Below are 21,633 nucleotides of genomic sequence, written 5' to 3'. Positions count from 1 at the left end.
AATGGCAACAGTTACATCTTACGGAGCTGCAGAAGTAGTTACCGGTTCATGTCATCTTTTAAGTATTGAGGGCGGACCTAACATCCTTATAGACTGTGGTATGTTTCAGGGTCGTGAAGAGGATAAAAACAGAGAGCCGTTTGGCTTTGAGCCTAGTAGTGTAGAGTATCTGCTTGTCACTCATGCACATCTTGATCATGTCGGGCGTATACCGAAACTTGTTAAAGAGGGGTTTGAGAGGAATATTGTCGCTACGATGCCTACTCGGGATCTGGCAGAAGTCATTTTGCTTGACAGCGCGAAGATCATGTATCAAGATTATCAGACTCAGCTCAAAAAAGCACTTCGTCGCGGGAAAGAGGATACTGTCACAGGACCTCTTTATCTGGAAGAGGATGTAAAGAATGCTTTTGAACTTCCTTGGAGATATGTCGAGTATGATCAAGAGATAGCTCTTTGCGAAGGCGTGAAGGTGATATACAGGGATGCTGGACATATCTTGGGATCGGCATTCATCGAGATAAAATATATGGAACACGGTGTCGAGTACTCTATAGTCTTTTCCGGAGATATCGGAAACGACAACGATATGGTGATGCCGAACCTGCAAAAATGCACACATGCCGACTTTTTATATGTGGAGTCTACTTACGGAGACAGGGATCATAAAAATATCGATGACAGTATCGTCGAGTTTAAAAAGGTCATCATAAGTACTTTGCAAGATTGGGGGAATGTGATCATTCCCTCTTTTGCAGTCGAACGTACGCAGGAGATACTTTGCCTCTTAAGAGAGATGTATGACAAAAAAGAGCTTCCGGAATGTAAGATATTTGTAGACTCTCCGATGGCGACACGTGCTACGGATGTTTATAGAAAGTATGTCGATCATCTTAGTCTGCAGTGTCAGAAAAACAAAGAGGAAAACGGAAGTGTCTTTGATTTTGCACTTTTACAGTATACGCCTGATGCAGAAGATTCTAGAGCGATAAACGATATTGAACGCCGTGCTATCATAATTGCCGGAAGCGGTATGTGTACAGGCGGACGGATCTTACACCACTTCAAACATAGACTTTGGAATCCGAAAAACTCTGTTATCTTTGTCGGCTATCAGGCTGTCGGGAGTCTGGGACGTCATATAGTCGACGGTGCAAGATGGGTGAAGATCTATGGCGAGGATATACTAATACGTGCAAATATCCATACGATCAACGGTTTCTCCGCTCATGCCGATCAAAGCGGGATACTGGAATGGATATCGAAAATGGATGATCTGAAACTTGTGTTCTTGATCCACGGTGAAGAGGACAAGCAGGTGATACTCAGAAGCGTGCTTGAAAACGCTTTGGAGAAAAAAGTTCACATTGTAAAACCCGAAGAGGTCGTGTATTTATAATATAGATTTTACGGCATCGATGACTTCATCTGCCGTGATCTCTTTCATACAGTTATGATGTCCCAGAGGGCACTCTCTTTTCATACAAGGAGAGCAATCCATCTCATGTCTGACGATGAGACTTTTCTCATTTTTCCATTGTGAAGTCTCTTTGTATCTTGTCGGTCCGAATATGGCTACGGTCGATACTTGATATGCAGCAGCTACATGCATAGGACCGCTGTCATTGGTGATAAAGAGTGAACATCCTCCTATGTAGGCACAAAGCTCTTGTATGGATGTTTTGCCTGCAAGGTTTGTGTAGTTACTTACATGTAAACGGATGAGTTCATTTTCGATATCTTTTGCCATCTCCACTTCGTTGGGTCCGCCGAAGATCACGATATTAAATCTATCGTTAAACTCTGCTGCTACTTTTGCAAAACGTTCAGGGTACCATCTTTTTGCACTTCCGTAAGTCGCTCCCGCATTGATACCGAGAGTCGGTTTTTCAAATTGGTGTTTTTGGATGTAGAGCTGAAGCGGCTGCGCATCTGTCGGTTTTTCGTCGATGTTGCATGTCGCGATACGGAGGTATTGAAGTACCAGGTGCTGCTCTGTCGATATAGGAGGTGTGTGGCTGAGAAGCAGCTGCGAGTGCCAAGACTTTCTTGCACAGCAGATGACGGTGCCTGTCCATCGAAGCAGAAGGGATGCATGAAGCTGGTTTCTAAAACTCACAGCCAGATCAAACTGCCCTAACTCTTTTGCAAATTTGTAGGTGTTGATAAATCTGTTTCCATCCTCTTTTGTCTTGTCAACATAATATCTTTCACATTTTGGATGGTATTTGAGTGCTTCGATCGAGACAAAACTGCCGACAAAAGTAAACTGAGCATCCGGATAGTAAGTACTAAGATACTCGATAGCAGGTGTTGCCATGAGTGCATCGCCGAGCCAGTTTGGAAGGATTACAAGGATTCTCATTTTACCCATCTGTTCTTTGTCAGTAGATTTGCTTCTGCTGAATCTACGGCAAACAGGATCTTTTTCATCGCTTGTGTCTTGTTCTCATCAGCCGATGTTTCGACGATATGTTTAAAATTATATTTTATATAACCGTCGTTTGTAACTAGACCGATAAGGTTTCCGGCAAAAAAGTAAGCAAATCTGTTTTTTATGCCCTTATCTAGCAGTGAACTTCCCATAGTCGTTATATTGGTATCCCATCCAAGCATATCGACGATTGTAGGGAAGATATCATTATGCGACCCCAATGTCGTTATCACTTCAGGTTTGAATATTTTTGGTGCATAGATGATTAGCGGTATTCTAAAGTGTTCGATGCTTGGCAGCGGTTTGTCATCCGGACGGTACTGCCTTGCGATAGGATTGAGCGCATCGCCGTTTCCATGATCAGAGGTGAAGATAAAGATCGTACGATCAAACCAAGGCTCTTTTTTGACACTTTCCATAAAGCGTCTGATGGCATCATCAGTATAGATATGGGCATTGAGTGAGCCGTTATAGTTTTTAAGGTCATGCGGATACCTTTCAAACTTTTTACTCGGAAGGTAGTAATCAGAGTGCGTCGTGTCCGTAAAAGCAAAACCTAAAAACGGCTCTTTCATCTCGTTTAGTTTTTTGTGGTAAAAAGCGAACATATTATAATCATATGTTCCTGTAAGCGGTGCACGGCCCGGGTCTACCGTTTCGACATTAGGCATATCCTGTGCACCGTAATAGTTGTCAAATCCGGCAACATGGCTGACGGCATCGACTCTGTATGAACGACGGTTTGCAGCCTGCATCGCTACGGTTGAGTAACCGTTCTCTTTTGCGACTTTACCAAGATAACTGAGTTTTGAAAGTTCTAAACCGTGTCCAAGATACTCAAACCCAAGAGGGATAGTCACACCCGTGAAGATAGAGGTGATACCAAATATGGATCGGTAACCGTTAGAGTAGAAATTTGTAAATTTCAGTCCCTCTTGGCTTAACTTCTTAAAGTAAGGTGTGATGTTTAGCTCTTTATAGTGAGTAAATCCGTCAAGATGTTCTGCACCGAAAGATTCCAGTAGGACTATGACTACATTGTATTTTGGTCTCTCTTTTTTACTGTAATGACGTTCAAGCGGATAGTTGTCGTCAATAAACGGAGTATTTGGCGAACGCAGTTCCTCTCTAGTTATCTTTACGGCTTCATCCAGATCCATCAGATTGTGTTTTGCCGGAGATTTAGCAGTTCTGTACATTGTGAAAAAGCCGTTAAGGGCTAGATTCCCGCTGCTGACTTTATTTACTGCATACGCATCGCTGCTGCCGAAACTTTTTCCAGCAAAGTTATTTCTGATACCGATAAATGCGACTAGAATGACAAGAAGAGTAGTAATAAAAAGTTTTTTTCCCGTGATAAAGTTCTTTGTTTTGGTTGTAAAGATCTTGTAGACCGCGTAAAGAAAGACAATCGAGAGAATAATCGCACCGAGTGTGTATGGAAGCATAGAGCCAAATGCCATATCGTAGATGATATCCGTGTCGTTACCGAGATTGAATATCTCGTTTGACATGTGTCTATGGATGTAGTAGTAGTAGAGTACATCGCTAAAACTGATGACAAAGATTGTATTTAATATAAGTGCCCAAAGAAGTGCGACTGCCCCTCTGATCTTTGGCTGTTTAATAAAAAGAAGAAGCAGGACAAAAAGCGAAGAAAAGGTAAATATCGTGATCATATCTACGCGAAAACCCATAAACAATGATGCAAAAAATTCAGCTGTAGTCAAGTCGGCAAAGTCTGTTGTATAAAAGCCGTATAGTGAAAGTCTGATAGCCATCATGACCATAAAACTAAAAAAGATAAGAGAGACGATCTGTGTTAATTGATTACGAAACTGTATGGCTTTTTCCTTTAAAGATGATGCCGTATAGCATCAAGGAGGTGATATAGACAATAAAAAACGAGACGACCGTGTCGCTAAAGAAATGTCCTCCTGCAGCGATCCTTACATAGCTGACAAGTATCCCGTAAACAAATGCAAGACTCATCCAAAAAGCTCTGTTTTTTCTTGCAAGAAGAGCTAATGCTACAAGAAAAAATGCTCCTGCTGTGTGTCCGCTGCTAAAAGAATATCCACCTTGATCACTTATGACATACGCGGGAGTGAACTCTTTTTGGCCACCAAATACAATTGTCTGTGCAGGACGGGCACGCCCCCAATGCTCTTTGAAGATATCGTTTACAATAAGACCGGGTCCGATAGCAATAACTAAAAGAATATATCCAATGACTTTTCCATTAATACTCAGGATATTCTTTTTTACAAGTATATTGTATATCCATATCAAAATAGGCAGTGCAATAGCTATAAATACAATAGGTTTGACGGAGTTATAAAGTATGCTTTCATACCATGTGCCGTTTGCGGTAAAGCCATATTTTGGATCATATAAAAGGTTGCTGATATATATGTCTATTTGAGGAAAAAAAACAAATATTAGTGATGATATGATGAATGCTGCCCATATAAAAACAGGTACATGTAAAAAGTTCTTGTTCATAGGCAAAATTATATCTAATCCTTTATTTGTAAATATATAGGATTAGTAAATACAGTTATCTCGTCATCTGTGATTTTTAGACCGTTACGGGAGTAAGCATCAAAGTAATCCTCATTCTTTATAACTTTTTTCTCTAAAGACCAATGGATCTGGATCAGTTTGTCATCTTTTAGACATTGAAGGATATGATAGCCTCTTTTTATATCCAGACGGAGAAACTGCGAGCCTTTTATGAATGAAAGAAGTGTCTTAAAAGCATAAAAAGCCTTTCTTTTTCTTATTCCTTCGCGATTGTCGATGAGCCCGTATCCTGGAGCAATAAGCTGATGCCAGCACACGGCATCTACTTGTTGTGAAGCAAAAGCCAAGAGATAGTAGCGAACCAGATAGTCCGCATAACTCTCCTCGTCAACACACTCATATTCACTTGTCGGTGCGTATGGTGCAGTGCCTTTAAGCGGCCAGTTCGTCTCGGTGAGATAAAGACGGTTTTTACTTTTTGGACTGAGCCAGATCATAGTGCTCAGCAGTGCTATCTTATCAAGAAGATTAAAGCCCATCTGTGTATTTTCAGGTGCACCGCGTCTGTCTACGTATAGCAGTGAAGCGACACCGTCATATTTGTAGTTATCAAAGTTAAAGAGAGTATGTGCCGTAAAGTGGTATTCAAAGTCGATGACTCCGCTTCCGATAAGTTTGATCTTTGGAAACTCGTTTTGCTGTAGTCTGTAAGCGATCTTATAAAAACGGTTGTATTCATCGACACTGAAAAATCCCCATTTAGCACGATTTATAGTCGAGCCTATCTGGAACCTTTTTGCAGGTAAGCTGCTGAATATTTTACGAAGATCTTCTTCTAGAAGTTTGAGGTCATCTATGTGTTCACGGTCTTGAAGAATGTTTACGGTGACTTCTTGAGCCTTGCATGCAAGAATGAAATCGTTTAGCTCTTGTAGCTTATCCATCTCCCAGAGTTTACAGCGTACAAGGATATGTCCTACTTCAAGCTCCTTTAAAAGCTCCGGCGTGAGAGAAGGTTCTTTGTCCAGATTGACGCTTATGGCAAAAAAGTTATCGGTATCGATTGTCTTTCGTCTTACAAAGGGCATCAGAAAGAGTGAGACAGGCAAAACGATAATCGATATTAAAAAAGTTTTTATCAGTGAGAGAAGCTCACGCTTTCTCATCATCTTTTTAAAGCTTCTGTCTTTTAACTGGTATGGCTGGTCTGAGTATTCATCCCAAAGAAACGGTTCTCTCACGGTTTCATCCATTTAGAGTTTTTCAATAGATTCGCTCCAGCCGTATCAAGTCCTAGCAGCAGGTCTTTAAGGTTTTTACTCACATTTCCTTTTTCATCAATAAAGTCTTTATAGTTGTACCCGACAGAACCGTTTCCGTCAGTTATGGCAATGGTACTTCCTCTTTTTACAAAGGCAAATCTTGTTTTGGCACTTGCATCAAACAGAGATTGGCTCATACTGGTAAAGTCAGATTGCCAGCCAAGTATGTCGACGATCGAAGGAAAAATATCATCATGTGAAGCAACGATCGATGAGGTGTGGGGTTTAAAGATCTTCGGTGCATAGATAATAAGCGGGATATGAAAATCTGGAAGCAGGCTCTCTTTGGCTTTCGAGTCTGGTTGTACTTTTTTATCTAGAACGGCATGACCTACATGATCGGCTGTAAAAATAAAGATCGTATTATCGAACCAAGGTTCTTTTTTTGATCTTTGCATAAACTCTTTGATCTGTGAATCAACATAATACATGCTGTTTAAAAATCCCTGTTCACTGTTAGCGGAATGCGGATATATCTCCCATTTCTTGCCCGGCAGATAGTAAGGTGCGTGAGTTGATGCAGTAAAACAGAAACTGATAAAAGGTTGTTTTATCGTATGAAGTTTTGAAGAGAGAAAACGAAACATATTCCCGTCCCATGCACCAAAATGTGGATTTCCCTCTTCGATGCCGGTACGAGGGATGTCCTCTGCTCCATAATAATCTTCAAATCCTGCGAGTTTACTTAGCTTGTCTACACGAAATGATCCTCTGTCAGAACTTTGCATGGCTATTGTCGTATAGCCGTTTTTATGAGCTAGTTTTCCTAGAAAGCTCGGGTTGTAAAGCTCCAGACCCTCTCCTAAGTTTTCAAATCCTACGATCTGTGTCAAACCTGTATATATTGAGGTGATTCCTTCAAGCGATCTTTGACCGTTTGCAAAGAAGTTTGTATATAAGATCCCATTTTTTGCAAGCTCATCCAGATAGGGCGTTGCTTTGTATCCATTGTGTGAAAGTGCATCAAGATACTTTGCACTAAAGCTTTCTATCAAGACTATAACAACGTTATATTTTTGTTTTACGGGCTCTTTATAATGCCTCATTAAAGGGTATCCTGCGTTGTCATATACTGTTTTGTCAGAGTTAAGATTTTGTTTTACGGTATCGATTGCTTTTGTTGTCGACATAGATGCATGGCAGATATTTTGTCTGTTGCCTCCACGGTAAAAACAGAAAAATCCGTTAAGTGCAAGATTTCCGGATGAGACTTTGTTTACTGCAAATGCGTCTGAGGTGCTAAAAGAGATGCCGTCGACTTTTCCGCGTATGCCGATGAAAGCTATAATGACAACGACAGGAAGGACAAACCATTCGCTCTGTCTTATATGAGTATTTTTCAATTTTCCTGTAAAGATCTTATAAAAAAGATAGATGACGATAAAAAATATGATCACGGAAAAAATAGTCTGAAGCGGAAAATAGTCCTTTGCCATATTTACAAGAATACCTACATCATTGCCGATAACACTTAATTCGTTGCTGATATGGCGGTTGACAAATCCAAAGTAGAGTGAGTCACCGATATTGAAAAAGATGATCCCTGCGACTATGACTCCCCAGATGATACCGACGGATTGTCTGTAAAGCTTATGAAGGGTGAACTTAAACGGCAGGAGATGGGCGATCCAAAGCAGAGAAGTGAAAGTGAAGATAATAGCTGCATCTACACGAAAACCCATTATGAATGAACGAATAGTCTCGCTCAAGTCCAGGTTTGAGAAATAATCAAAATATGAGGTATATAAGAAGACCCTAGTTGCAAAAAAAAGTGAAAAACTAAGAGCTATAGCAGTAAAAAGTTGAGTATACCTGTTTTGAAATTTCAATTGCGCAGTTCCTTTTGCTTACATATAAGTGAAATTATAACAATTGTTTGTTAAAATATCTCAATTATAAAATAGGGAAGTTAATGAAGATATCAGTTATCGGTACAGGCTATGTAGGCTTAGTAAGCGGTGTGTGTTTTGCACAGATGGGAAATAAGGTTACTTGTGTTGATATAGATGAAAAGAAAATAGAAAAACTTCGCCAAGGAATCATTCCTATTTATGAACCCGGTTTAGAAGATATGACTTTAGAGAACTATGAAAAAGGCACTTTAAAGTTTACGACGGATGCAGGTGATGCAATAGCAAATTCACTTATCTCTTTTATCGCGGTTGGAACACCGATGGGACAAGACGGCAGTGCCGATCTACAATATGTTTTGGCAGTGGCTAAAAAGATAGGTGAGAGCATGCAGGACTATATCGTGGTAGTCGATAAATCGACTGTTCCGGTGGGAACGGCAGATAAAGTAAGAGCAGCGATACAAGCCGAACTGGATAAGCGCGGCGTAAATATTCCATTTGACGTAGTTTCAAATCCTGAATTTTTAAAAGAGGGTGCGGCTATTAATGACTTTATGCATCCTGATCGTGTTGTAATAGGTTCAGACAGCGAAAAAGCGTTAGATATCATGCGTGAACTCTATGCACCGTTTATGAAGCACCACGACAGGTTTATCTCTATGGATATCAAATCTGCTGAGATGACAAAATATGCGGCAAATGCGATGCTTGCGACAAAGATCTCTTTTATGAACGAGATGAGTCAGATCTGTGAACGTGTCGGTGCAGACATAAATAAAGTACGTAATGGTATAGGAAGCGACAGTCGTATCGGTTACAGTTTTATCTATCCGGGTTGCGGATACGGCGGAAGCTGTTTTCCAAAAGATGTCCAGGCTTTGGCAAAAACGGCAAAAGACAACGGTTATACGCCTCGCATCCTCGATGCAGTAGAAGAGGTGAACTACGCACAGAAAAAAGTGATCTCGGATAAAGTAATAAAAAGATTCGGTGAGAACCTTGACGGAAAGATTTTCGCAGTATGGGGACTTAGTTTTAAACCTGAGACCGATGATATGCGTGAAGCTAGTTCTATTACTATCATTAACGAGCTTACGCGCAGAGGTGCAAAGATCGTGGCATATGATCCAAAAGCACGTCATGAAGCTGAGAGTTTCTATCTTAAAGGCAATGAAAATGTTTCTTACGTAGATGCGAAGTATGATGCTTTAAAAGATGCCGATGCTATGATCCTTGTAACTGAATGGCAGGAGTTTAGAAGCCCTGACTTCGATGAGATGAAAAGACTTCTTAAAAATCCTGTCTTTTTCGATGGACGTAATCAGTTCAATAAAGAGAAGATGAACAAAGAAGGGTTTGAATACTTCCAGATCGGAGTAAACTGATCCTTGAATATACTGGTTGTACGCACGGATAAGCTCGGTGATTTTATTACCGCACTTCCTACATGTAAGGTGTTAAAACAGTATGATCCCAAGAATAGGGTCGTAGTCTGTGTAGCACCTTTAAATGAGCCATTGGCCCGTGCATGTGATTTTATCGATGAGGTGATCGTCGATGATGGCAGATCTTCCGTATTTGATCTTTCTCAAAAACTTCATGCTGCAAAGATAGATGTTTCCATAACCCTTTTTTCAAATACACGTGTAGCACTTGCCCAATTCTTAGCACGTATTCCAAGGCGGATCGCTCCTGCGACAAAGATAGCGCAGATCTTTTATACAAAGCGTGTAAAACAGCGAAGAAGTGAAGTGAAAATGGCTGAGTTCGAATATAATTTAGAGCTCGCACGCGTATTATTTCCAAATATAGATCTGCAATTTGAAAAACCGCTTCTGCAGTTTGATGATGCAGACGAAGTGTATAAAAAGTTTTGTAAGATTAATGGTATATTAAAAGAAACTATTGCCTTTCATCCGGGCTTTGGAGGCTCGTCTGATGCAAATTGGAGTGTCGATGAATATATCGAGCTAGTGAAGAGTGCTTTAGAAGTAAAGAGTATTCAGGTAGTAATGACTTTCGGTCCCGATGAACAAAAACTCTATCAATACTGCAAAGAGAGACTAGACGGTGAAGATGTGGTTTTTTATATCTCAACAGAAGGTTTGGTGAACTTTGCAAAACTCACCAGCGGTTTTAAACTTTTTGTCTCTACCTCGACAGGGACATACCATTTAGCGGCACTTGTCGGAACTCCTACGGTGACTTTTTTTGCAGATACTCTTTTTGCAAGTTCAAAGAGATGGAAAAGTGTCAGTGACGAATCGATACAGAAACATTATATGATACCTCACGATGAGGTAAAAAGAGCAGAGATGTTTGAAGATGTGAAAAGAGCGATAAAAGCACTTTAGCTTTTACCTTTGATCTTGCGTTTTAAGTTGACTCTGCCTTCAAGTTTCGTCGCTTCATCAAGAACTGTCGCAATAGCTTTTTCTTCATCCAGTGATGCAAGTCTTGCATACTCTTTTGCGATGATAAGAAGGTCATTTCTGTCTTTTGCCCAGAATTTATTGAAGTTCTTTAGCCCTTCGTAGCCTGCAATGCTCTTAAACTCCATTCTGTTTATATCGACAAGTGAAAATTTATAGCCACTTTCTTCTTTTGTTATTAGAATGTTCCCAAGAGAGTAGTCTACGTGCCATACACCTTTTTGGTGCAGGTCGTAGCTAAAGTGTGCGAACTCTTTGAGTATCTGCTCCGTGTTCTCAACTTTGTGGTGAAACACTTCACGGATGGTAAAATCGTATGGTTCGTAAACCGATATAAAATAGCTTTCACTGAGCAGTCCAGATTCAAAGAACTCTATGATGCCTATGGGGTCGGGAGTGTTTACATGTAAGTTATTTAGTTTAAGAGCGTTAAGATAGGACTTCTTAGCTTTCCCGTCTCTAAAAAATGTGTAAGCGATGCGGTTGATGATATGCGGTACTTTAAAAGATTTTACTACGCATTTTATCCCGCCTAGTTCTATGATCTTGAGTTCATTTCTTGCTTTATGGATACTCTCGTCGGAGCTCTTAAAAATATTTTTAATGTTTAGCAGATGCTCTTGAAAGTCTGGGTATTTTGGATTTAGTTGTAGTTTATATGACAAATTAACCTGCTTTGTTTAGTTGATTTGATATTATAACATTTTAATATGGAGAGTTTTTATGCGAGTAGCTGTTGTTGTAAGAAGTTTAAAGATCGGCGGGATGGAAAGAGTGGCTGTCAATCTTTCAGAAGCTTTTGCAGATGCCGGAGATGAATCACATCTTATATATTTTAAAGACAAAAAAAGAGCATTTACTCCAAAACAAAGTGTGCATTTTCATCATTTCAATCTCGATAAAGCACTCAATATGACCGTTATCGGTGCTGTTTTAGGCGTTCTTGCAAAGCTCTTAAACGGTGTGTTTAGAAACACGTATTTTATATACAGCGGACTTCTTTTTGCTCCGGTATTTCGATATAAACTGAAAAAACTGGAAAAAAAGTTTGGGAAGTTTGACCTTATTATCATGCGCGGTCACGGTACTTTTGAACTCATCTGGCCGATAAAAGACGACCGTGTTGTACAGATGGTCGAGAGTGTATTTATAAAACACGGTTCGAAGCTGGACAATTTTTATATCAAATGTGTCTATAGCGGTAAGAACTTAGCCGGTGTGTCCAGCGGTGTTAAAGAGAAGATAGAAGAGGTGTTGGCGATAACATCGGTCAAAGCAAAATCTGTAAATGTAGTGAACAATCCGCTTGATATCGATGAGATAAGAAAAAAAGCAGATGCATACAAACCTGAGATAGAGGGAGACTATATCATCAGTGTGGGCAGGGTGACACCAAATAAAAATCTTTCTTTTTTACTTGAATCGTACCGATACGCAAGAGATCACTATGGTCTAACTCTTCCATTGGTCATCGTAGGTGACGGACACGATATGCAAAACATCAAAAGTAAGTTGCAAGAGTTTGATCTTGGCTTACATGTAAAGCTTCTAGGGCTGCTGAGTAATCCGTATCCATGGATTAAAAATGCATCGCTTTTGACATCGACTTCGTTTGCAGAAGGTTTTGGCATGGTGCTTATAGAAGCACTTGCCTGTGACACAAAGGTCGTTACTACAAGATCAAAAGGCGGAGTAAAAGATATTATGACAGATGATCTTGAAAAATACATGATCGATTTTAATGTAGATGAGTTTGCCAAAAAAATAGTCGAGACGATAGCGGAAGAGCAAGTATGGGATTTTGACAGCTACACGCAAAAGTTTAGAGCAGAGGCGATCGTGAACAGATATAAAGAGCTGTATCTATAATCTGTCTATGTTCTCACTTTCCACGACAAAAAAGAGCTCATTAGCTCTTACCGCTCTTTTAAAGTAGCTTTTGTCTTTTCCGCTTACTGCCCTTTTTATCATTCTATTCAGCTGTTTATAGGCTTTTTTTATAGAGATGGACACAAGTGAATCTCTTAGATCATGTATCGCTTCTAGAGCAAAAAACTTGTCTTTTTGCAGATCTGTATCTAACTCAAACGAGTACAAACCGTCAAAATAGAAGTCGCTGAGATTTGGCGGCAGGGTTACGGCTGCATGCATAGGTCCAACGGGGTATGTCTCGCTTAGACTTAAGTGGTTCGTATAGGTGAGTAGCTTGCATGGCAGTTCTGTTTTTTTAACGGCAGCAATAAGAGCATATGTCGTGTATTTATGATCGGGATGAGAGTCTATGGCAGGATGGGGTGTGACGATATAGTCGGGTTTTACCTGTGAGAGTATCATCTCCAGGTCATTTAAGAATGAATCGTGTCTTGGTTGGACATGCTCCGGCAGTTGTATATGAGAATGAGATACTTTTCTAAAATGGTTCATATCGCCGAACTCTTTTACAAGTGAAACGGCCTTTTCATTCGGATGCTCTTGCATCCATTTTAAGCTTCCGCCGTAATAACCGAGTGTTAAAGAATTTGCCTGCTCGACATCGCCAAGAAGAGGAACATTTAAGGCATCAAATGTTCGCAGTTCGGCTTTTTTGAGAGATGCTTCTCTTTTATCGTCATAAATATCACAGTAGTTGCAGACTCCGTGTTCACCTATCGTTGTCGTGACGATAGTCACATCCTTTGCACTTTTGTAAACTCCAAATGCAGCTATTTCTGCATCATCTGCATGCGGAGCCAAGATAAGTATTTTTTTGGACAGATCTATGTTGTTTGTATATCCATACAGTGTTACATAGTCGTTTTTTAACCTTAGATTTCTTTGCTCCAGACGGAGATGCTGATCTTTGATATGTGACAGGTTGATATATCTGATCCCTTGCGCACCGTATTCAAAGTAGTGTTTTTGACCCTCTATTTCGATGAATGGCTTTAAAAGATATGAGATAGGATGGAATGCAAGGTCTATTTTTAAAAAAAGTGTATCGTATTGTTTATACTTATTTGAAATATCTATGGAACTGTTATGGATCTTTATCTCTTCTTGTTCGGCTGTCTTTAAATTATAGAGATAATCTTTTGAAGTGTCGTATTTGTATTTTTGTGCACGTTTAAGGACGATAAAGAGATAGAGGGATATAAAGATGATAATCAGGTAAAAAAGCATAAAATCTCCTAAATACAATTATATCAAATAGTTACTGTGATAGAATATCACTTATGAAAATAACAGCAAATATAATTACTTTGAATGAAGAAAAAAATATTACAGATGTCATAAAATCAGTTCAAGAAGTGTGCGACGAAGTCCTTGTTGTCGACTCTCTTAGCAGTGACAGGACTTGCGAGATCGCAGAATCTTTAGGTGCGAAAGTAGTCAAGCAAGCATATTTAGGTGACGGACCGCAGAAAGCATTCGGTGCACCTTTAGCAAAGAACGATTGGATACTCAGCATCGATGCAGATGAAAGACTCGATAAGAACGCCATAGAAGCGATTAAAAATCTTGACCTTGAAAATACGCCGTATGATGCGTTTTCATTTGCAAGAAAAACGTTTGTCGGAAAACATTTTATAAAACTTTGGTATCCGGATCGTGTGACGCGGCTTTATAACCGCAAAAAATGTGCCTTTTCTACTGCCGGCGGACATGCAAGAGTGCAGACAAAAAATGTCAAAGACCTTGATGCGGACATGCTCCACTACTCATACGAGGATTATTCCCAGATGATAAAGACCACGCATAAGTTTATAACCAGAGGGGCTAAAATATCACATGAAGAGGGCAAGCGTGTCGGTGTGTTCGATCCATTTTTACACGGTATGGGTGCGCTGTTTAAAGCACTTGTATTAAAAGGCGGAGCGTTTCACGGCATTCATGGATGGAATGTGGCGGTCATATCTGCTTTTAGTTCTTATATGAAATATGCATTGATGCTGGAGATGCAAGAAGATGAGTAAGAAAAACCTTCTTGAGCTCTGTCTCTCTCCCGATCTTGGCGGTTTGGAACTTTATATGGTAAGAAGCGCAAAAGCTCTCGATGATGATATGAACGTCATCAGTGTTATCAACGTAGACGGAAAGCTTGAACAGTACTATAAAGATACCCCGTACAGATACGAAGCTGTTAAAAGAAAATCCGGACTGATGACTTACATGACGGCAAAAAAACTCGCTCACATCATAGATAAGAACAAGATAGATATCATTCATGCTCACTGGACGAAAGATCTTTTGGTCGCGGTACTGGCAAAAAACCTTTCTACATGTAAACCTCGCATCGTACAGACAAGAAACATGACGATGACAAGATTTAAAGACGATATGTACCATAGATGGCTTTACAAAAATATCTCTTTGATGCTGCCTGTGACCCATCAGGTAAAAGAACAGCTTGAGCGCTTTATACCCGAATCCGTACGTCCAAAGATAGAGGTTCTCTATATGGGATCGGATAAACCTGAACTTCTTGATGATAAAGAAGCTGTGGAATTAAAAGAACGACTCGGATTTGATTCTCAAAGTTTTAATGTCGGTATGGTAGGACGTATCAACGAAGCAAAGGGGCAGCATCTGCTCATTAAAGCGGTCGAAGTACTTGTCAAAAAAGGCTTACATGTAAACGCGTATTTTGTAGGACATCCGATGAAAGAGTCTTACTTAGAGGAGCTGAAGCGTGACGTGAACAACAGAGGCATCGAACAAAATATCCACTTTTTAGGTTTTATGAAAAATCCGCACCATTTTTATCAAGTGTGTGATGCGGTAGTCTTGGCATCCAAGCGAGAGACCTTCGGACTTGTACTTATCGAAGCGATGCAAGTAGGTACGGCAGTCATCGGTTCAAACAGCGGTGGAGTCGTGGAGATCATAGATGATGAGAAAACTGGTCTGCTCTTTGAGAACCAAGACTATGAGAGTCTGGCACAGAAGATTGAGAGCCTTATAAATAATGAAGAACTGAAAAAGAACATAGCACATGCGGGACAGGAAAAATGTCAAAAGATGTTTTCAAATGAGAAGCAGTTTATACAGTTGAAAAATATTTTAGAAGAGATGGTATGAAAGTAAGTATAATAATCGCAGTTTACAAAGATATAGAGTCTTTAAATCTCATTATCGAGGCATTAAAGACTCAGACATACAAAAACTTTGAGGTGGTCGTTGCAGAGGATAATGAAGCGCAGGAGATGAAAGAGTATGTGAACTCAATTGAAGGGCTGGATGTTAAGCATACGTTTCAAGAAGATGCGGGTGTCAGAAAATCAAGATCGCAAAACAACGGGATACTAAAAAGCTCAGGTGAATACCTTATATTTTTAGACGGTGATATTATTCCTTATTCTACTTTTGTCGAAGGACATGTCGCCCTTGCACAAAGAGGAAGAGTTTTGGCAGGCAGACGCGTGAACTTAAATGCCGAGTTGACAAAAAAATTTAGAGATGGAAGTCTAAAACCGTATACTTTGGAAAAATACTATTTTATTTTGGGTTTTAAACTTATGTTTGATAGAAATGCAAGGTTCGAGCAGGGCATTCATGTTGATCCGGATTCGTTTATATATAAAACTTTTATGGCAAACAGAAAAAGAAACACAAGCCTCATCGGCTGTAACTTCTCCTGTTTTAGAGACGATATGGTCGCTATTAACGGATTTGATGAAAGTTACGGGGAGTCATCATTGCCTGATGATATGGATCTGGACTGGAGATTCCGTGCATACGGGCTTACACTGTACTCTTGTAAAAATGTAGCAAACGCATTCCATCTGTATCACAAAAAACAGAATAATCCGACAACAAAAGAACAGTGGGCAAGATTCAATAAAAATAAAGAGGAAAAAAAATATATTTGTGAGCAGGGATTAAAGCAGCATGAAAACTGATAATATAAAATTAAGTATAACTGTTATTACATATAACCAAGAAAATTTTATAGAGGAAACATTAGAAAGTATTTTAAATCAAGAGATCAATGTGCCGTATGAGCTTGTTATCGGTGATGATGCTTCAAGTGATAGAACCTGTGAAATTATACAACGTTATGAAAAAAAGTATCCAAATATAGTTAAGCCAATTTATAGAACGAAAAACTTAGGACATACCGGTAATTATATAGAAACAACTAAGATGGCTGTAGGAGAGTATATAGCGCATTTAGATGGAGATGATTTAATGTTACCGGGAAAACTACAAAAACAAGTCGATTTTTTAGATAAGCATCCAGAATGCAGTATGGTACATCACCTAGTTAATTTTGTAGATAAATCAGGAAAAATAATCGGCAAGACAAAAGGAAAAAATGCGACTGTCGGAACAATTAACAATATAATTATGCAAAACCATATTATCAACAGTTCAAATATGTTTAGACGTTCTTGTTTGGACGAACATTTTTATAATATACCACATACATTGATGCTACATGATAAACTTGCTCATATGATTAAAGCACAATACGGAAACGTATGCGTTATAAAGGAGTATCTTGGGAACTACCGTGTCTATTCGGAGTCTATTTTTAAGAGTGCATCAGCATACAAGTTATTTAAAGCTCAACTTTACACTGTTGACTACGCAAAAAATCTTCAAGGTGCTTCAGAGTATGCGATTAGAAAAGGCAAAAGTATTTTATACCTTGCAAGAGTGAGAGAACATTATAAAAAGAAAAATTATACACGTGCGAAGTATTATTTAAAACTGGCTAGATATTCAGTTAAATACTCATATGACACATGTAGATTTGGATTAAAATTACTATTAAAATAAACTATAGAGTAGCATCACTATATTTTAAAGTTGATTTTATATCATAAATAACACAGTTAGTAGTCCCATCTAGGTTTAGTTCTTGGAACTCTTTATGAGCAACTGCCAAAACAACAGCATCATAAGTCCCTAAGTTTATTTTATCAAAGTCAATAGTGGAAAGATTATACTCTTCTTCAAGTTCTTTATTGTTAACCCATGGATCATATATATCTACATTACAACCAAATTCTTTAAGTTCCGTTATTACATCAACAACTCTTGTATTTCGTATATCTGTACAATTTTCTTTAAATGTAATACCTAAAATGAGGATATTTGAACCTTCGATCTTATGACCTTTTTTGATCATTAGCTTTATAACCTGGTTCGCTACATAAATCCCCATATTGTCATTTAGTCTACGCCCTGCTAAAATTATTTCTGGATTATATCCGACTTCCTGAGCTTTATGTGTTAAGTAGTATGGATCAACTCCAATACAGTGTCCTCCAACTAAACCAGGACGGAAAGGTAGAAAATTCCATTTTGTACTAGCTGCATCTAAAACAGCATTTGTATCTATTCCTAGTTTGTTAAAAATAATTGCAAGTTCATTGACAAATGCAACATTAATGTCACGTTGAGAATTTTCAATAACTTTAGCAGCTTCAGCAACTTTTATGGATGGGGCTAAGTGCGTTCCAGCAGTTATGATACTTTTATATAGATCATCGACTTTTTTTGCTATTTCCGAGGTTGAACCTGATGTGACCTTTAAAATATTTGTAACAGTATGAGTTTTATCTCCTGGATTAATTCTTTCAGGTGAGTATCCGCAATAAAAATCGTTATTAAATTTCAGTCCCGATACTTTTTCTAAAACTGGAACACAATCTTCCTCAGTTGCACCTGGATATACCGTTGATTCATATATTACTATGTCATCCTTTTTAAGTACTTTTCCAACGGTTTCACTTGCTTTAATAAGAGGTGTTAAATCAGGTCTTTTGTTTTTATCTATTGGTGTTGGGACAGTTATGATATAAATATTACAAGATGAGATATCATCAAGGTTCAAGCTAAATAACATGCCGTTTTTGAGAGCTTCTTGAACCTGTACATCAGATAATTCCATAGTTCTGTCATGACCATTATTTAACTCATCTATTCTTTGCTTAGATATGTCAAAGCCAATTACACTATAAAATTTACTAAAAGCATGAGCAAGTGGTAATCCAACATAACCTAAGCCAATGATTGCTATTTTATTTTTGATCATATATTATTCCCATCAGAGCGGTGTTTGTTATGAGATTATACCTAAAAAGCTTTAATGTTTATGTTATTTTAGCCGTTTTCGGATGCTATACATATATTTGTTCATCATCAATTTATTTAAAATTGAGTGTCCAGAAATAAAAAATTTAGTGCATGTTGTTTTCATATATCTTGGTCTAAAAGCATATGTGTATTTTTGAATTAATTTTTTTTTCGCTTGAAAAAAACTTGGATTACAGCTTCCACCGCTTTTATGATAAAGATGAAAATCTATTACATACGTACTAAAACCGAGAATATCCGCAATGATACATAAATCAGTTGCATAAAAATGAAAGCCGCTTATATTATTGGAAAGACTAAGTTGAGCACTGTTTTTGATTAGGATAAAGTTTTCATCTAGATCGTAAACTTGTGCCGGTAGAGGACCTTGGTAACGATTTTCTCCATAAGGATCTGTTATTCTAAGTCTAAAATCATTAAAACTGCAATGTCCTGCATTTCCTAGTATCGCCCAGTTTTTATCAAGATTATTTACCTCTTCAATACGTTTTAAAAGTGTATCATAGTTATCAAATTTAAGTAAGATGTCTTGATGACAGATAATTATATATTTGTTTTTTGAAAAGTTCAAAAATTTTCTAATACCTTCATAGGCATCATATTTATTACCATTCGTATTATTGATATATATAAAGTCTGAATTTTCATTTGAAAAACCGGCATTACGAAAAGATTCACACATTTGGTGGTATTCAGATAAATCTGTTACAAGAGTACAAATGGAAAATGTCTTTGAATCTGTAATATTCTCATCTAATTCAGTTATATTCATTTACAGTTCACTCCATTTATAGTAATAGTTTAAGATAATCATTTGCTTCCCGTTCTGGTGCAAATAATTTTCTTGATAAACTTATATTCTCTAAGGCAAATTGTCGTTCTTCTTCAATATTATTTGCAATGTAAAATAGTTTTTCTTTAAGGGCTTTTATACTTCCATCTTTAACTAGATGAATGTGAAACCCCATCTCTTTAAAGTTTGATATAGCTGTATTATCAAAAGATAAAATAATGATTCCATGAGAAATTGCTTCCATCATCACATTGCCAAACCCTTCACCTTTAGTAGGAAAAATAAATATATCATGTTTTTGGTATTCATCATAGATGTTATTTGTAAAACCACATAAATGAAAAGCATCTTTATATATCAGTGTTTCTATAAACGATGTAAATTCTTCTTCATATTTTGATGATACCCCGCCGTAGCTATCTAGAGTAAAGTTTATATTGTTTTCATATAAAATACTACATGCTTCAAGGGCTTCTTTTAAGCCTTTACCAGGAGTCACTCTACCGACATGTAAAAGCTTTAGTTCTGAATTATTATAAGTTCTTTCTTGATTCGAACATTCTTTTGGCATTGACGGATAGATAGTGACTAATTTTGTATTTTTTCCAAAAGGAACGATTTTTTGTACATTTTTTGAGAGATGTTTTGATATTGCTACATGATAGTTAACATCAGAATATATAAGTTTATGAAACCAATCTTTTTTCGGTGTTGATTTTGTGGTTCCATGTCTTACTATGAGGTTTATGTCTAATCCTAAAAAAGAAAAATACAAAGATTTTAATTCTGATGCCCCAACAAATATAACATTCTTAATATAATTGTTTTGTACTATATGCCTGGCATGATATATAATAGATGGGCTTAGGGTAGATCGAAAAGAGATCGTCTCAAATTTTAAAGTAGCATAGTCTTTGTTTGTTAAGCATTGTTCGTGTATAAAGTGATCTTTTTGAATGATTAACGTAATGTCGACATAATTTGATAATATTTTTGCTAGTTTTAAAGATGCCAACTCCATACCACCTTTATTTGGAGAAAGACATATTACTGCTGTTGGTTGTTTTTTGGTCAAGTTAACTTCTTTGTGAAATAATAAAACATTTTATCAAATTTTCATTTATGAAATAATGAATCGTTCGTAAACGTTTTACTATTAGCAATAGCATAGCTTGCTTTTTGTGTCCAGTGCGTATCATCGATCCAGTAAATATCTTTGACCCCACTTTGGAGCAATGGTAATAAGATCTGCTTTGTGTCGATAAAATAGTAATCTTTTTTTAAAGGTCTGATTTGATCAAAAAAATGATTTTTTGGATACTTGTTGTTTGTGATAAAGTCATAATATAGATCATACTTATCTGGTGCCGGCATAAAATAAAGCTTGATATTTAGGTTTTTTAAGAGATGAGCTAATTTATTAAAATTATTATTGATCTTTTGAATATTTTTAGTTGTAAATTTAGGAATATGAGAAATATCATCGCAATATACCAATATTTTGTTTCCATTGTCAGTCGAGAATAATTTTTTGTTTAAGTTAAGTTTGTAGACATATTTTTGGGCATGATCATCAAGATAATATTTTACAGTGTAATATGGGAGCTTGTAGTTGGCTGTATTTATCATACCAACAGAAATAGTAGGTACCTTGGTAATTTTTATAGCAGGAATAGCTTTTACATCCTTAATATTAAAATCGATATCTTTAGCATATCTATCTGGGATTAGTCTTTCTACAGATTCTATTACTATCCATTTTGGTTTTACTTTAGCTAAATATCCACTATTATATAATCCAACTATCGTTTCAAAAGCATTGTATCTCTTATACTTTGATAGGTTTAAGATGTTTATATCGAATCTATTTGCTAAAAAGTCTTGGTAGTAGGGATTTGGACCAAAAGCTTCACCGTTAGAAAAAGAGTCGCCAATTGTGATCATGTCAATTTTTTTATCTTTAAAATTTGTATTATTGATATGTTGTTTAGGCAAGTTATATTTTAATGTTTTATGGTCTAACATGTCTATTTGATAAGACATTCTACCTAAATCACCAACTGATGTACCTTCTTTTAGTTTGAAAATTTGTGAAGTAAATAAGTTCCATACAACAAAATGGTAACTTACAAAAGCAATACAAACGATAATGATGTACTTAACATATTTTTTTGAAGTCATTTGCCCT

19 protein-coding genes are annotated in these 21,633 nt (G+C 37.5%); 8 read left to right on the top strand and 11 right to left on the bottom strand.

The genetic code is table 11. From position 1 onward, the window contains the following. Position 1 precedes the first annotated feature (1 nt). Positions 2-1,399 carry an MBL fold metallo-hydrolase gene (locus WCX87_RS11110; RefSeq protein WP_345979956.1) on the top strand — a complete coding sequence of 466 codons (1,398 nt, stop codon included), beginning with the start codon at positions 2-4 and terminating at the stop codon, positions 1,397-1,399. On the opposite strand, the gene waaF is transcribed toward WCX87_RS11110, so the two are convergent. From waaF to WCX87_RS11085, 5 genes are read right to left on the bottom strand one after another with little or no spacing between them, the layout of a single operon-like run. After that, positions 1,394-2,374, bottom strand: a complete 981-nt coding sequence (waaF, locus tag WCX87_RS11105) for a lipopolysaccharide heptosyltransferase II (RefSeq protein WP_345979955.1) — start codon at positions 2,372-2,374, stop codon at positions 1,394-1,396. The genes WCX87_RS11110 and waaF overlap by 6 nt on opposite strands. Continuing rightward, complete coding sequence (locus tag WCX87_RS11100; RefSeq protein ID WP_345979954.1) at positions 2,362-4,215, bottom strand: LTA synthase family protein; 1,854 nt, start codon at positions 4,213-4,215, stop codon at positions 2,362-2,364. Before WCX87_RS11100 ends, waaF begins: the two co-directional genes overlap by 13 nt. Before the next feature lie 49 nt (positions 4,216-4,264). After that, positions 4,265-4,939: a phosphatase PAP2 family protein gene (locus WCX87_RS11095; protein ID WP_345979953.1), complete on the bottom strand. Its 675-nt coding sequence runs from the start codon at positions 4,937-4,939 to the stop codon at positions 4,265-4,267. Between the two features lie 14 nt (positions 4,940-4,953). Continuing rightward, on the bottom strand, positions 4,954-6,213 hold the full coding sequence (locus tag WCX87_RS11090) for a glycosyl hydrolase (RefSeq protein ID WP_345979952.1): 1,260 nt from the start codon (positions 6,211-6,213) through the stop codon (positions 4,954-4,956). Beyond that, positions 6,198-7,991, bottom strand: a complete 1,794-nt coding sequence (locus WCX87_RS11085; protein ID WP_345979951.1) for a sulfatase-like hydrolase/transferase — start codon at positions 7,989-7,991, stop codon at positions 6,198-6,200. The genes WCX87_RS11090 and WCX87_RS11085 overlap by 16 nt, the downstream gene beginning before the upstream one ends. Positions 7,992-8,194: 203 nt before the next feature. Here WCX87_RS11085 and WCX87_RS11080 point away from each other — a divergent pair, with 203 nt between their 5' ends. Further along, complete coding sequence (locus WCX87_RS11080; RefSeq protein ID WP_345979950.1) at positions 8,195-9,520, top strand: UDP-glucose/GDP-mannose dehydrogenase family protein; 1,326 nt, start codon at positions 8,195-8,197, stop codon at positions 9,518-9,520. Positions 9,521-9,523: 3 nt separating this feature from the next. Further along, on the top strand, positions 9,524-10,489 hold the full coding sequence (locus tag WCX87_RS11075) for a glycosyltransferase family 9 protein (protein ID WP_345979949.1): 966 nt from the start codon (positions 9,524-9,526) through the stop codon (positions 10,487-10,489). On the opposite strand, the gene WCX87_RS11070 is transcribed toward WCX87_RS11075, so the two are convergent. Further along, positions 10,486-11,232, bottom strand: a complete 747-nt coding sequence (locus WCX87_RS11070; RefSeq protein ID WP_345979948.1) for a lipopolysaccharide kinase InaA family protein — start codon at positions 11,230-11,232, stop codon at positions 10,486-10,488. The two genes, WCX87_RS11075 and WCX87_RS11070, sit on opposite strands and share 4 nt — an antisense overlap. A 58-nt stretch (positions 11,233-11,290) precedes the next feature. Between WCX87_RS11070 and WCX87_RS11065 the strand changes: the two genes are divergently transcribed. Beyond that, the gene (locus WCX87_RS11065; protein ID WP_345979947.1) at positions 11,291-12,436 is read left to right on the top strand and encodes a glycosyltransferase; all 1,146 of its coding nucleotides are present in this window, start codon (positions 11,291-11,293) and stop codon (positions 12,434-12,436) included. On the opposite strand, the gene WCX87_RS11060 is transcribed toward WCX87_RS11065, so the two are convergent. Then, positions 12,431-13,726 (bottom strand): PIG-L family deacetylase, encoded by a 1,296-nt coding sequence (locus tag WCX87_RS11060; protein WP_345979946.1) that lies wholly within the window; start codon positions 13,724-13,726, stop codon positions 12,431-12,433. The two genes, WCX87_RS11065 and WCX87_RS11060, sit on opposite strands and share 6 nt — an antisense overlap. A gap of 53 nt (positions 13,727-13,779) precedes the next feature. On the opposite strand from WCX87_RS11060, the gene WCX87_RS11055 reads away from it, so the two are divergent. From WCX87_RS11055 to WCX87_RS11040, 4 genes are read left to right on the top strand one after another with little or no spacing between them, the layout of a single operon-like run. Continuing rightward, the gene (locus WCX87_RS11055) at positions 13,780-14,520 is read left to right on the top strand and encodes a glycosyltransferase family 2 protein (RefSeq protein WP_345979945.1); all 741 of its coding nucleotides are present in this window, start codon (positions 13,780-13,782) and stop codon (positions 14,518-14,520) included. After that, on the top strand, positions 14,513-15,625 hold the full coding sequence (locus tag WCX87_RS11050) for a glycosyltransferase family 4 protein (protein ID WP_345979944.1): 1,113 nt from the start codon (positions 14,513-14,515) through the stop codon (positions 15,623-15,625). The genes WCX87_RS11055 and WCX87_RS11050 overlap by 8 nt, the downstream gene beginning before the upstream one ends. Then, on the top strand, positions 15,622-16,446 hold the full coding sequence (locus WCX87_RS11045; RefSeq protein WP_345979943.1) for a glycosyltransferase: 825 nt from the start codon (positions 15,622-15,624) through the stop codon (positions 16,444-16,446). The genes WCX87_RS11050 and WCX87_RS11045 overlap by 4 nt, the downstream gene beginning before the upstream one ends. After that, the gene (locus WCX87_RS11040) at positions 16,436-17,329 is read left to right on the top strand and encodes a glycosyltransferase (RefSeq protein ID WP_345979942.1); all 894 of its coding nucleotides are present in this window, start codon (positions 16,436-16,438) and stop codon (positions 17,327-17,329) included. Before WCX87_RS11045 ends, WCX87_RS11040 begins: the two co-directional genes overlap by 11 nt. A gap of 1 nt (position 17,330) precedes the next feature. On the opposite strand, the gene tviB is transcribed toward WCX87_RS11040, so the two are convergent. The 4 genes from tviB to WCX87_RS11020 all read right to left on the bottom strand — a co-directional run bounded on the left by tviB (position 17,331) and on the right by WCX87_RS11020 (position 21,626). Then, positions 17,331-18,590 carry a Vi polysaccharide biosynthesis UDP-N-acetylglucosamine C-6 dehydrogenase TviB gene (gene tviB / locus WCX87_RS11035; protein ID WP_345979941.1) on the bottom strand — a complete coding sequence of 420 codons (1,260 nt, stop codon included), beginning with the start codon at positions 18,588-18,590 and terminating at the stop codon, positions 17,331-17,333. Positions 18,591-18,653: 63 nt separating this feature from the next. Next, positions 18,654-19,424, bottom strand: coding sequence for a hypothetical protein (locus WCX87_RS11030; RefSeq protein WP_345979940.1), 771 nt, complete (start codon positions 19,422-19,424; stop codon positions 18,654-18,656). Positions 19,425-19,440: 16 nt separating this feature from the next. Further along, complete coding sequence (locus WCX87_RS11025) at positions 19,441-20,520, bottom strand: glycosyltransferase (protein ID WP_345979939.1); 1,080 nt, start codon at positions 20,518-20,520, stop codon at positions 19,441-19,443. Between the two features lie 41 nt (positions 20,521-20,561). After that, entirely contained in the window at positions 20,562-21,626 is a 1,065-nt protein-coding gene (locus WCX87_RS11020; protein WP_345979938.1) for a hypothetical protein, read from the bottom strand. Between the last annotated feature and the right edge of the window lie 7 nt (positions 21,627-21,633).

The organism is Sulfurimonas sp. HSL3-2 (genome assembly GCF_039645965.1).
Taxonomy (GTDB): Bacteria; Campylobacterota; Campylobacteria; order Campylobacterales; family Sulfurimonadaceae; genus Hydrocurvibacter; species Hydrocurvibacter mobilis.
This window is presented reverse-complemented; position numbering and strand designations above follow the sequence as displayed.